The 13,079-nt window shown below is 32.9% G+C and carries 11 protein-coding genes; 3 read left to right on the forward strand and 8 right to left on the reverse strand.

Annotated elements, in window-relative coordinates; all coding sequences use genetic code 11:
• The first annotated feature begins 263 nt into the window (after positions 1 to 263).
• Together nagA and nagB are read left to right on the forward strand one after the other, a co-directional pair.
• Positions 264 to 1,472 (forward strand): N-acetylglucosamine-6-phosphate deacetylase, encoded by a 1,209-nt coding sequence (gene nagA, locus FS935_RS15040; protein WP_146949477.1) that lies wholly within the window; start codon positions 264 to 266, stop codon positions 1,470 to 1,472.
• Positions 1,473 to 1,531: 59 nt separating this feature from the next.
• On the forward strand, positions 1,532 to 2,278 hold the full coding sequence (gene nagB / locus FS935_RS15045; RefSeq protein WP_146949478.1) for a glucosamine-6-phosphate deaminase: 747 nt from the start codon (positions 1,532 to 1,534) through the stop codon (positions 2,276 to 2,278).
• Positions 2,279 to 2,744: 466 nt separating this feature from the next.
• Here nagB and FS935_RS15050 read toward each other — a convergent pair whose 3' ends face one another.
• The 6 genes from FS935_RS15050 to FS935_RS15075 form a co-directional block, all read right to left on the reverse strand.
• Complete coding sequence (locus tag FS935_RS15050; RefSeq protein ID WP_146949479.1) at positions 2,745 to 3,539, reverse strand: ABC transporter ATP-binding protein; 795 nt, start codon at positions 3,537 to 3,539, stop codon at positions 2,745 to 2,747.
• Entirely contained in the window at positions 3,514 to 4,509 is a 996-nt protein-coding gene (locus tag FS935_RS15055; RefSeq protein WP_146949480.1) for an ABC transporter permease, read from the reverse strand. Before FS935_RS15055 ends, FS935_RS15050 begins: the two co-directional genes overlap by 26 nt.
• 12 nt (positions 4,510 to 4,521) lie before the next feature.
• Positions 4,522 to 5,532, reverse strand: a complete 1,011-nt coding sequence (locus tag FS935_RS15060; RefSeq protein ID WP_146949481.1) for an ABC transporter substrate-binding protein — start codon at positions 5,530 to 5,532, stop codon at positions 4,522 to 4,524.
• A 296-nt stretch (positions 5,533 to 5,828) separates the two neighbouring features.
• A complete protein-coding gene (locus FS935_RS15065; RefSeq protein ID WP_146949482.1) occupies positions 5,829 to 7,385 on the reverse strand; it encodes a fatty acid--CoA ligase family protein in 1,557 nt (518 codons plus the stop codon).
• Positions 7,386 to 7,980: 595 nt separating this feature from the next.
• Entirely contained in the window at positions 7,981 to 8,973 is a 993-nt protein-coding gene (gene lplA / locus FS935_RS15070) for a lipoate--protein ligase (protein WP_146949483.1), read from the reverse strand.
• Positions 8,974 to 8,986: 13 nt separating this feature from the next.
• On the reverse strand, positions 8,987 to 9,724 hold the full coding sequence (locus tag FS935_RS15075) for an MBL fold metallo-hydrolase (protein WP_146949484.1): 738 nt from the start codon (positions 9,722 to 9,724) through the stop codon (positions 8,987 to 8,989).
• Between the two features lie 241 nt (positions 9,725 to 9,965).
• Here FS935_RS15075 and yhfH point away from each other — a divergent pair, with 241 nt between their 5' ends.
• Positions 9,966 to 10,100, forward strand: coding sequence for a protein YhfH (gene yhfH / locus FS935_RS15080; protein ID WP_146949485.1), 135 nt, complete (start codon positions 9,966 to 9,968; stop codon positions 10,098 to 10,100).
• 241 nt (positions 10,101 to 10,341) lie between these two features.
• Here yhfH and FS935_RS15085 read toward each other — a convergent pair whose 3' ends face one another.
• Together FS935_RS15085 and guaC are read right to left on the reverse strand one after the other, a co-directional pair.
• Positions 10,342 to 11,361 (reverse strand): LacI family DNA-binding transcriptional regulator, encoded by a 1,020-nt coding sequence (locus tag FS935_RS15085; RefSeq protein WP_146949486.1) that lies wholly within the window; start codon positions 11,359 to 11,361, stop codon positions 10,342 to 10,344.
• A gap of 455 nt (positions 11,362 to 11,816) precedes the next feature.
• Entirely contained in the window at positions 11,817 to 12,800 is a 984-nt protein-coding gene (gene guaC / locus FS935_RS15090; RefSeq protein WP_146949487.1) for a GMP reductase, read from the reverse strand.
• Positions 12,801 to 13,079 lie beyond the last annotated feature (279 nt).

Raw genomic sequence — 13,079 nt, forward strand, 5'->3', positions numbered from 1 at the left:
AAAGGTAAAAAATTAAATAACAATAAATAGTTCTGTTATCCCGTAATAATACTCACTAACATCTAATTGTATAGATGAAAGCGTTTTACAAAACTATATTAACACCTATTAATCTAGATGTCTATACCAATTTTATATAATTAATAGAGTTATTTGTCATTATTTTTGTTATATAATCATACATAATTTTAACTGGTATAGACAACTAAAAATTGAAATGTTATTCTAAATACAAGAATATGTAAAACAAAGGAGTAAACCCAATGCACTCTTATCCATCAAAAATAATAGTTAAAAATGGAACAATTTACTCTGAAGATAAAGTTATAGATAATGGATTTCTTATGATAGATGATGACAAAATCAGTTCTATAGGCACTATTGATAAGCTTCCGAAATCAGAAGATTATCATGTGATTAATTTACCTAGTAATTACAGAATAATCCCGGGTATGATCGATATTCATATTCACGGAGCTAATGGTGCAGATACTATGGATGCTACAAAAGAGAGCCTTGATGTTATAGCTTCAACACTTCCGAAAGAAGGAACAACAAGTTTTTTGGCTACGACAATAACAGAAGACTCAATTGCTATTGAAAAGGCATTACACAATACGGGGACATATATCCAAAACTCTCAGACTCAAGGCTTTGCAGAGGTGTTAGGTATTCATTTAGAAGGTCCGTTTATTCATGAAAATAAAGCTGGCGCTCAGCCTGTTAAACATATATTACCTCCTAACATCTCAACATTTAAACGATGGCAAGAAATATCTAGCAATCAAATTAAACTTGTTTCACTTGCACCTGAGCTTACTGGTGGAATAGATTTAATAAAATATTTAAAACAACAGAATGTTATATCTTCTATCGCACACTCACAAGCAACATATGATGAAGTCGTTCATGCAATACAACATGGTACATCACATGTTACCCACTTATTTAATCAAATGACAGGCCTTCATCATCGTGAGCCTGGAATTGTTGGGGCTGCATTTTTAAGAGATGAATTAATGGTCGAGTTAATTTCAGATGGAATTCATATTCGTCCAGAAATTGTTAAGCTTGCTTACAAACAACTATCAGATGACAGAATGATCTTAATAACAGATTCTATGAGAGCCAAATGGCTTGAGAATGGAAAATATGATTTAGGTGGTCAATTAGTAACAGTAACAGATGGAAAAGCGTTATTAGAAGAAGATACATTAGCAGGTAGTGTTTTAAAAATGATTGATGCCTTTAAAAATATACAACTCTACACCGGATGTTCAATTATAAGTGCGATTAAAATGACTTCAGAAAATCCAGCAAAACAATTAAATATGTTTGATCGTAAAGGAAGTATTTCAACAGGTAAAGATGCTGATCTTGTTATCCTTGATGAGAAGATGGATGTTTTTATGACAATTTGTAAAGGAAAGATTGCTTATACAAAACAAGAGGAAAATGAATACACTCTATAAGCAAATTAATACTTGCCATGACTAATTATGTGAATGGTATCTTAAGGAGATGATGATATTTGAAAATCATTGAAGTAAAAAATTATCATGAAATGAGCCGAAGAGCTGCTGATTTTATCATAAATAAAATAAAAATAAAGCCTAACCTAAATCTTGGTTTAGCAACGGGTGGAACTCCTAAAGGTGTATACAAAAACATCATAGAAGATCACAAGCAGAATCATACATCCTACGAACATGTGAAAACCTTTAACTTGGACGAATATATTGGACTTAAACAAGATGATTCAAATAGCTATTATCAGTATATGTATGAAAATTTATTTAAGCATATAAATATCTCTTTAAAACAAACTCATATTCCTTCAGGTTTAAATGAAAACAATCAAGCTGAATGCACTCAATACGAAAGGAAAATTGTTGACGCAGGAGGAATTGATTTACAGCTTCTAGGTATAGGAAGCAATGGTCATATTGGCTTCAACGAACCAGGTACACCCTTTAAAACGAAAACACATGTCGTTGATCTAGCTTCTTCAACTAAGAAAGCAAATGCACGATTTTTTAATAATATGAATGAAGTTCCGTCACAAGCAATCACAATGGGAATTCAAACAATTATGGAAAGCAAAGAAATTCTTCTTATTGTTTCAGGAAAAGCTAAACAAGATGCAATGGTTAAACTACTAAGCGGTGTTGTGACAGAAGACTTTCCAGCGTCCATTTTAAATCAGCACCATAATGCAACAGTCATTGCTGACGAAGAAGCAATGGAACTTGTTAAAAATATGAATTATGTACGCTAATTGAAAGATGCAAACTGATGTTTCACAGTTAAGTTACGTTACGTTAAAATTCAGGCTGTTTCTGTTTTCATCAATTAATGTTACTGTTAGTAACTTGAAGCAAACAGCAATGATATAAGGTTATTAGCTACCTTTCTTATTAGACTATTACCTATTATACCTAAAAATACACCAGGTATAAGGTAATAGGTACTAAGGCCAAAACAACAATCTTGCTGAAGAAAAACTCTCATAAAGATCGTAGTTTTAAAATTACTTTTATAGCATTTTAGTGGAATGGAGCGGAAGACACTTGACTCCTGCGGGTGCAGAGGAAAGCAAGTGTCTGCAGCGAAATGCAACGAACTAGTTACAAGTTTAGAACTTATTTAAAACACAAAGTATGCTCATCTGTAAAACAGCCTCTAGCCCAAGAACTCAAATAAAAAGGTACATGTCCCTCAACCAATGTGGGACATGTACCTTTTTAAATTAGTAATGCTTTATCAGATAATGAACTATCTGATTTAATTTTGGAGAACTCCTCCAGTAATGAACTTACTGTTAAGCCCTCTTTCTGTTTTCCTTCAGCTTGGAAAACAATATTACCACTATCCATCATAATCAATCGGTTTCCTAAATCAACAGCTTGTTGCATATTATGTGTAATCATCAAAGTCGTCAGATTACCTTTTTCAACAAGTTTTTTTGTTAAATTAGTTATCAACTCTGCTCGAGATGGATCAAGTGCTGCAGTATGCTCATCTAGCAGCAAAATATCAGGCTTTGTGAATGTTGCCATCAATAGCGACAATGCTTGACGTTCTCCTCCAGATAGTAAGCCTACTTTAGCAGATAATCTGTTTTCTAAGCCTAATCCTAGCATTTCTAGCTGTTCTTTAAAATACAATCTGCGTTTTGAAGTTACACCAGGCTTTAACGTCCGTTTATGAACACGAGAATATGCAATAGCAAGATTTTCTTCAATCGTTAACGTTGGAGATGTACCAGCCATTGGATCCTGAAACACTCGACCAATATAGCGCGAACGTTTATACTCTTGAACATCAATCATTGATTTTTCTTTAATAAGCACATCACCGTCATCAGGAGTGATTCGTCCTGCTATTACATTTAGTAATGTCGATTTCCCAGCACCATTACTTCCGATAACTGTAACAAAATCACCTTCATTTAAAGACAAATTCAGGGAATTTAACGCTATTTTTTCATCAACAGAGCCCTCATTAAATACTTTATATATTTGATTTAATTGTAGCATCGCCTACACCTCGCTTTCTGCGTAAGCCTTTTTTCCGCTTATCCTTTTGCTTATCAATAATTTGTGGAATAACAAGTGCCCCAATAACAATACATGCAGTAATAAGCTTCATATCACCAGTTTCAAAGAAGTTTACTCTTAATGCCATAGCAACAATAATACGATATAATATTGCACCGATAATAACAGCAATTGTTGCTTTTACAATCGTTTTTGTTCCAACTATTGCTTCTCCAATAATAACAGATGCCAAGCCAATAATGATCATTCCGATCCCCATACCGACATCACTAAATCCATTGTATTGAGCAATAAATGCTCCAGAGAATGCTACAAGAGCATTTGATAATCCTAAGCCTACAATTTTAAGCATATCAGTATTAGCAGAGAAGCTTGTAATCATATTTTGATTATCACCAACAGCTCTAATTGCAAGTCCCAGCTCAGTTTTCAAGAAATAATCTAAGACATATTTTATAACAAAAATCAAAATAAGCATGATAATAACAACAGACCATGTTTTAGGAACAAACCCTTCAAGTCCAATTGAAATGAAAAGCTGTTGGAGGGCAGCGTCAATTCCAAGCTTATTCCATCCCTCCAAAAGCTGAGTAAACACGGTTTCTTCTTGTAATAATGGTACGTTTGATTTTCCCATAATTCTAAGGTTAATAGAATATAGTGCAATCATCATCAAAATTCCCGATAGAAGTGGATTGATGTTTCCTTTTGTATGCAGCACCCCAGTGATACAGCCTGCTAAAAAGCCTACGATTAATGCGACAAAAGTGGCAAGGAAAGGATTAACACCATTAACAATTAAAACAGCACTTACTGCTGCACCAGTAACAAAGCTACCGTCAACTGTTAAATCTGGGAAGTCTAATATTCGAAATGATAGGTATACTCCAAGAGCCATAATCGCATAAATTAATCCTGACTCTACTGATCCAAATAGGGCTGTAAACATCTTTCATCACCTTTATTCTAAAATTTCTGCTTCTTCTTTCCATTCTTCTTTTATTTCAATTCCCATATCCTCTGCAGCTTTTGCATTAATTTGTAGCTTAAGCTTTTGTGGATATTGAACAGGAATTTCACTTGCTGTCTTCTCACCATCTAAAATACTAACAGCCATCTCACCAGCTTCAAAACCGATATCATAGTAATCAAAACCGTAAGCAGCAAATCCACCGCGTTCAACTGAATCCAATTCTCCAACAAATAATGGGATATCAGAATCACTGGCTACTCCAATAACACTTTCAAGAGCTGAAACAACTGTGTTGTCAGTAATTACGTATAAAGAATCAACTTTTCCTATTAAAGATTCTGTCGCTTGCTTTACTTCTGCAGATGTTGATACTGATGCTTCAACAACCTCTAAGTCTGTACCTTCCATTGCTTTTTTCACTAATTCGATTTGAGCTACAGAGTTTTGTTCACCAGAATTATAAATCATTCCGACTTTATTTCCATCTATATTTTCATCAATGAATTTCACAGTATTAGGTATCGCATCTGGATGTGTGTCAGTTGTGCCTGTAATATTTGCACCTGGCTCTTCAAAGCTAGTTACCAATCCGCCACCAATAGGATCTGTTACAGATGTAAAAATGATTGGTATATCAGTTGTTGCATTTAAAGCACTTTGTGCACTAGGTGTTGAGTTTGCAAATATTAAATCTACTTTATCACCAACGAAATTATTAGCAATCGTTTGGCTATTATTTTGATCTCCTTGAGCAATTTGCACATCATACTCTACTTCTAAGCCCTTTTCCTCTAAAGCAGCTTTAAATCCTTCTAATGCCGCATCAAGTGAAGGATGCTCAACAATTTGGTTAACACCAATTGTGTATGTTTTTGCTCCTTCTGCAGAGCCACTTCCTTCATTATTACTTTCAGATGATGATTCACTTGAACCACAGCCTGCTAATGCTAAAAAACTAGCTAACATAAGACCTGAACCAATTTTCCAACCTTTATTCATGTTAAACTCCCCTTTTTTACGTTTCTATTTTTTAAATAATCCCTTTTACGCTTTTATGCTTTCATTGATTAAATTATACAGAAAAAGAGAAATAGTTCAATATTTTTTGAATATTTTCATAAATTTTCTTTCGTTTTCAAAGATTATTAGCAGAATCTATTATAAAAGTAGTCAATAAAATGTTATCCGGAGAAAGCTTTAGGATTTTACTCATTAGTCATTCATATACAAAAAAACACAAATATCTGCACGATATTTGTGTCTAGCATCTTACTTTATTGTATTCTTCTAAAGTATCATTTTTGAAGAACTTGATCTTTTAATGCTCTTCTCAAAATCTTCCCTGTTGTATTCTTAGGTAATTCTTCTAAGAATTCAATAGAATTTGGAACTTTATATTTAGCAATATGCTCTTTACAATAATCAAGAAGTATCTCTTCAGTTATTTGTTTATTTTTTACGACAACAAAGCATTTCACTGCTTCACCAAAATTCGGATCTGGAATTCCTAAAACAGCCACTTCGATCACATCTTCATGATTATATAGAACTTCTTCGACTTCACGTGGATAAACATTATAGCCGCCTACAATAATCATATCTTTTTTTCGATCTACAATATAAAAATAACCATCCTCATCTTTTTTTGCTAAATCACCAGTATAAAGCCAACCATCTCGGATCGTAGCTGCCGTTTCTTCTGGCATTTTGTAATAGCCCTTCATTACATTAGGTCCTTTAACGATTAATTCCCCAACTTGATTAGGTGGTAACTCTTCACCTAATTCGTTTACGACTTTATTCTCTACATTTACAATGCTTGTTCCGATTGAACCAGCCTTTCTTGGGCGATCAAGAGGATTAAAGCACGTAACAGGTGAAGCCTCTGAAAGACCATATCCTTCTGAGACCATCACATCAAACTTTTGCTCAAATCCATTTAAAAGCGCAACAGGCATTGATGCTCCACCAGAAATACAAATTCTTAAAGACTTTAAGTCAGCTTTGTTCGCTTGGTCAAATTGAAGTAAAAAATTATACATAGTCGGTACTCCAGCAAAAACAGTTGCTTCATATTTCTTTACTAAATTGAATATAATCTCAGGACTAAATCGAGGTACAACAAGTAATGTCGCTCCATTCATTAATGGTGCATTTAAAGAAACTGTTAAACAAAACACATGAAACATAGGTAATGTCGTCACAACAATATCACTGTTAGTTATCTCTAAATAATTTGCTGTGTCAATTGCATTACTATAAAGATTTTGATGTGTGAGCATGGCCCCCTTAGGCTTACCAGTTGTGCCAGATGTATATAAAATAACTGCGACATCATCATCATTCAGCACAGGACCTTCAAATTGGGCTTTGCCAACAGAGAGCATTTTTGTAAACGATTTCAATTTTGTGAAGATATTTAGCTTCGTAATATCAAGATCTGCTTTGTTTTCATTTGGTGGAGTTTCACAAATTATTATATGACCTACTGTAGGTAATACCGCCTCCATTTTTTCAAATAACGGAAGTAGTAAATCCAGTGTAATGACAGCCTTAACATCTCCATTGTTAATAATATAAGCGATCTCATCTGGAGTATAAATGGGATTAATCGGAATAACGGTTGCTCCTGCACGAATAGCCCCGTAAAGAGAGATAATGAAGTATGGTGAGTTTCCTAATACAACTGCAACATGATCTCCTTTGGAAATTCCTAATTCATTTAAACTACTCGCAAATTTATTGATTGCCCCTTCAAGTTGTAAATAGGATGTTTCAGTGCCTTCAAAAATAATTGCTGGTTTATTACTATATTCCTTTACTGTTAGTGATAACTGTGAAGATAAATTCATTCTCCCACCCCTTAGTAGTAAAAATGAATGAATAACCATTCATTTTTTAGTCATAAAAAAATTACGTAACAGTTTTCTTAGATGAACTTCTACTTCTAATAGAATAACACAACTTAACGTAGCTCTTACCCCTTAGCTATTCTTCCATTATTCATTGCTTTAAATATATACTGCGTTAAGCATAAAAAATATTCTACCTTTATTATATTGAAAGAATTCATAATATTCAATGACCTGGAATTGATTCCACATGTAAAAGTTTGAAAAAATATATGTGAAAAGTTTCCCCCTAAGTAGCTATAGAAAGCAGGCTCTAATCTCATTGTAGCTATCATTTAGAATTAAACTAGTATTAATCAGTAGCTATTCTCTGCCTTATTATCAATATCTTAATTCCTTCATTCTGCTTGATATCTTATTATCTACTTGGTTATAAGTGTTTGGTTTGTTATATACAAAAATTTTAATTGATTACTATCTGACATTAATAAAATAGAGCACACCAAACCATTGTGAGATTTAGTATGCTTATCTTTATTTCATATAACAAGAAGTTAACTTTACATTCTAAAAGATAATCTTTTAAGGAAATTAATTAATAAATCAAATTGATAAATTCTTCTTTATCAATATTTCCAAAATATTTTTTCACATCAATTTCACTCAAAGCTGTTTCAATAGCTGCTCGTTCATATTTTATGCCAGTTAAAGAATGTTCAACTTCTTCCACATCACCTACTCCAAAAAAGTCACCGTAGATTTTACAATTCTCGATGATTCCCTTTTGAACCTCAAAACGAACATCAATTGACCCAACAGGAAAACGGTGAGAATGCTGATAATTAAATTTTGGTGATTTACCATAATTCCAATTCCAATTTTGATAACGATTTTGAGAAATTTCGTTTATTTTCTTCCAATCATCTTCTGTTAGTTCATATTGTGGGATCGTATCATAATCACTAAAAATTTGGTGAAGCAACAGCTCTTTAAACTGCTTTATTGACACTTTCTCATCCAAATATTCACTTATATTTGCAACCCTACTTCTAATAGATTTTATCCCTTTAGATTCAATTTTATCTTTTTTAACCTTCAGTGCTGATACGACATTTTCAATTTCAGAATCAAATAATAATGTACCATGTGAAAACATTCTTCCCTTTGTTGAAAACTGAGCATTTCCAGAGATCTTTCGTCCATCATTAGCGATAATATCATTTCTACCGCTTAGCTCTGCTTTTACACCCATTTTCCCTAAAGCTTGTACCACAGGCTCTGTAAACTTTTTGAAATTGTGAAAGCTTTCACCATCATCTTTAGTAATAAAACTAAAGTTCAAATTTCCTTCATCATGGTAAACAGCACCTCCACCAGAAAGTCTTCTAACAACATGGATAGAATGATCTTCTACATAATTGGTATTAATTTCTTCAATTGTGTTTTGATTTTTACCAATTATGATTGATGGCTCATTTATGTAAAATAATAAATAGGATTCTTTAGGATCTAAATGTTTAACCGCGTATTCTTCTATTGCTAAATTAATTTTTGGATCTGTAATTCCTTGATTATCAATAAATAACATTCATTTTCCTCCTTTAATTGCTACTCCAAGTAAATCCAGTTGTTGCAAGAGAAATTTCACCTGTATATTCATTTTTAGCTTCTTTAATAAGATCTTGATGATCACCAAAATGAGGTAAATGTGTTAATAAGAGATTCTTAACATTTGCTAATTTGGCTATTCTACCAACCTCTGTACTGTTCATATGACCAGCTGCTGTTCCATCCTGATTTCCATATAAGCTACATTCTGCGATAAGCAAATCAGCCGAAGATGAAAATGATATAAATTCGTCTTGATAGCTTGAATCAGCAGTATATACCAGGCTTGAGTTTCCATCAGATATTTTCATAGCAAAGCAAGGTGCAGGATGGATCGTTGGTAAAAAAAATATAGTAAAAGGACCAACTACTAGTTGTTTTGTATGATCATATTCAATTCCTTTAGTTGCTTGTTTATAAGTTAATTTTTTATAAGCTTCCTGATCTAAAGCATGTGCATAAATTGGTAATGTTTTTTCTTTATTATGGATGAGAGATGTGACATAACATGCATATTGCAATGGTCCTATATCTGCAATGTGATCATGATGATAATGAGACAATACAACAGCATCTAATTGATCAATTGAAATACTTTCTTGGAGCTTAGATAATACTGCACTGCCACAATCGATTAATAAGTTAAAACCATTTGATTCAATTAAATATCCAGAGGTTGCTTCATTTGCTTCTGGATATCCACCCCAATAGCCAATAACCTTTAATTTCACGAAACATCATCCTCCTATTTCTTCCCTATCATTATACAAGCTTGTTATCTATTCTTCACGTATTCCCCATTATGAGTCAATAATCAAAAAAATATCTGGTTAATAGCCTTTTTTTCAACGAACTATCCTTGATATATCAATATTTAGCACAATCCGTAACAAGTTGTTACAAAACAGTTGTTGACACTTCGTTAACTGTTATAATACAATGACAGTAACAAATGACATGGAGGGGTTATAAATGATGATTAAATTAACTGAATTTTTCAGAAACTTACCAAAAAAACAATGCAAGGAATGTGGAAATGAAATTGAGGAACAGCATGAATGTTATGGTAATACATGTAATGAGTGTCTTCATGTAAGCGATTTATAGTTCCAAAGTTTATGTTTTATAAAATCTCATATCAATGAAGCATCGATCTTATTTCTTCAAATAAAATACTGTTAATATAATTATTGCCCCTAGTCTCACTAAATAAGCCAATTGAATTCTCAGCGTCTTTACTGCTAGAAACAGTACAATCTAGAAGATAAGTATTCTCTTAAAATTTCTATAGGTAATGAAATTTAAAACAAGAAAAGGATGCGATTGTATTTAATCGGCATCCTTTTCTTTATGATGTCGCAACTAGATTTCTACGAAACATTGTGGAATCTCGTAAAGCTAGTTTTGAGGCAAACTCATGTTTTTCGAAAGAACGAAATTGTTTTTTATGTATTTTTTCATAAATTACATCCATAGCTTTCGATGCCATTTCTTCAACTGGCAATATAACTGTTGTAACCATAGGCTCGATAATTTCGGTTAATTCCATATTGTCATAACCTACAATTGCTAAATCATCTGGTAAACTCCATCCAGCCTTCTTCGCCTCAGAAATGATTCCAGCTGCAACAGCATCACTTCCAGTGAAAATAGCAGTTGGACATATGTTCAAATTCTCCATTTCTCTAAATATGTGTTTTCCATCATTAACTGTGGAAACCCTTTCAAAATGAAGTTTACTTTGAAAATGAATACCTGCCTCAGCTAGAGCTTTTATAAAGCCTTCTTTTCTAGCAGTCATTCCCTCACTTATATAACCATTTGAACAATAAGCTATATGTTTATGTCCTCTTTCAAGTAGATGCTTTGCTATCATATATCCACTTTTTGTTTGATTAATAAACACCATCGGAATCTCAGCTTGCTCTACAACCTCATTACAAAGAACAATTGGACCATAATTCAAATAAGAATCAATGATTGACCAATCGTTTTCAATTGATGTCATGATAACCCCATCAACCTGTTTCGTTTTGAGAAGGTTTAAATAACTTCTCTCTTTTTGTTTTGAGAATTGTGTTTGACAAATAATTAATTGGTAACCCTTTGCAGAAGCTGCCATTTCTAATATTTCTATGAGCTGACTAAAAAAAGGTGTTGATATTTTTGGAATCAATACAGCAATAATCTGAGACTTTTGATTTCTTAAGCTTCTTGCAGCCGAATTCGGAACATACCCCAAATGTTCCATTGCCTGCTGAACAAGCTTTTTCTTTTCATCAGAAACATATGGATGGTCATTTAATACTCTTGATACTGTTGTTCTCGATAAACCGGCTAACCTTGCGACATCTTCAATGGTAGACAAAATTTCTCCCTCCCCATAGGCTCTATGTTGCCCACCTTGCTTGACACTTGGAAACGTTTTCATACTTCATTATATGAAAATATCATTTTAATTTCAATGGTTTTTTACATCAAATGTTAATTTATTGTAAAGCTTATTTTAGAAATAACTATTCTCACTGCAATATTACATACAAAAGAAACACCTCTTGATAAAAAAACAAATAAAAAAGGCTCTTTTCTGAAAGATTGTTACTAATAGACGTCATTATCTCTTGCAACCAGTGTGTTATCGATTAAAAGGTGAGATTTGTAGAAGAAAAGATGCCTCTAGACTTTATACAGAGTTGTTTCCACCATGATTCTAAAAACCAACAAAGTTTACGAAAACAGCCATAAAAAAAGATGAACATATTGTCACTTTAATGACAGCATGCTCATCTTTTTTTAATTTGATCAATTAGCACAAAAGGCTGTTTAATAAACTTTATCACCATTAAAAATTGAGTTTTTAACAACAACATAATCAACATGACGAATGGCATCTAAATGTGTTCCACCTGCATATGAAATTGAAGATTGTAAGTCCTGTTCCATTTCAGTTAATGTGTCCTGCAAGGAGCCCTTATGCTCAACAAACATTTTTTTACCTTCTACATTTTTCTTTTCACCTTTTTGGAACTCTGAAGCAGAGCCGAAATATTCTTTATATAGCTTGCCATCTTTTTCAGTTGTTTGACCTGGAGATTCCTCATGTCCAGCAAATAAAGAACCAATCATGACCATTGAGGCACCAAAACGAATAGATTTAGCAATATCGCCATGTGTACGAATTCCACCATCTGCAATAATAGGTTTGCTTGCTGCTTTTGCACACCAGCGAAGTGCTGCAAGCTGCCAGCCACCAGTTCCAAAACCAGTTTTTATTTTTGTAATGCAAACCTTTCCTGGTCCAATTCCAACCTTTGTTGCATCAGCACCAGCATGTTCCAGTTCTCTTACCGCTTCAGGCGTTCCTACATTTCCTGCTATTACAAAACTCTGCGGTAAGTGCTTTTTGATATGTTGAATCATTTCGATAACTGCTTTGGAATGTCCATGTGCAATATCTATTGTAATAAATTCAGGTGTAAGTTGTTTCTCTGATAATTGCTCGACAAATCTATATTCTTCTTCTTTAACACCAACACTTATTGAAGCGATTAAACCTCGAGCATTCATATCTTTAATAAATTCTTCTCTTTTTTCAGGTTCAAAACGATGCATTACATAGAAATAACCATTTTCCGCTAAGTAAATGGCGATCTTCTCATCTATTATAGTCTGCATATTAGCAGGCACTACTGGTAGTTTAAATTGATGTCCACCAAGAGTAATACTTGTATCACATTCTGATCGACTGTTCACAACACATTTTGCCGGAATTAATTGAATATCTTCATAATCAAATACATTTTCCATATCTAGCACTCCTAAAAACGAATATTTAAAAGGTTATTATTATATATTGTTCGTACATTAGGTAATTTACATTAATTTTTCCCTTATGTCAAAGGTTTTACATATTTTTTGGTTAAAGCTTATGAGATTCTTATTTAATCATCATTACACTTAAACAATCTGATCTTGATATTATTTCTTTTATAGTTATAAATCATTCTTTTTCTATAAAACTAAAAAAGATGAGGTTGGGACATAATTAAAGAAAATATCCATAAAGACGAATAAATCTAATATATT

The organism is Metabacillus litoralis (assembly GCF_007994985.1).
In the GTDB taxonomy this organism is placed as follows: domain Bacteria; phylum Bacillota; class Bacilli; order Bacillales; family Bacillaceae; genus Metabacillus; species Metabacillus litoralis.

Bases quoted from the DNA above. Each gene is read 5' to 3' on its own strand.
- FS935_RS15065 (WP_146949482.1), bottom strand. From the start codon at position 7,385: ATGAATTTATCTTCACAGTTATCACTAACAGTAAAGGAATATAGTAAT.
- FS935_RS15050 (WP_146949479.1), bottom strand. From the start codon at position 3,539: ATGCTACAATTAAATCAAATATATAAAGTATTTAATGAGGGCTCTGTT.
- guaC (WP_146949487.1), bottom strand. From the start codon at position 12,800: ATGGAAAATGTATTTGATTATGAAGATATTCAATTAATTCCGGCAAAA.
- nagA (WP_146949477.1), top strand. From the start codon at position 264: ATGCACTCTTATCCATCAAAAATAATAGTTAAAAATGGAACAATTTAC.
- FS935_RS15060 (WP_146949481.1), bottom strand. From the start codon at position 5,532: ATGAATAAAGGTTGGAAAATTGGTTCAGGTCTTATGTTAGCTAGTTTT.
- lplA (WP_146949483.1), bottom strand. From the start codon at position 8,973: ATGTTATTTATTGATAATCAAGGAATTACAGATCCAAAAATTAATTTA.
- yhfH (WP_146949485.1), top strand. From the start codon at position 9,966: ATGATGATTAAATTAACTGAATTTTTCAGAAACTTACCAAAAAAACAA.
- FS935_RS15055 (WP_146949480.1), bottom strand. From the start codon at position 4,509: ATGTTTACAGCCCTATTTGGATCAGTAGAGTCAGGATTAATTTATGCG.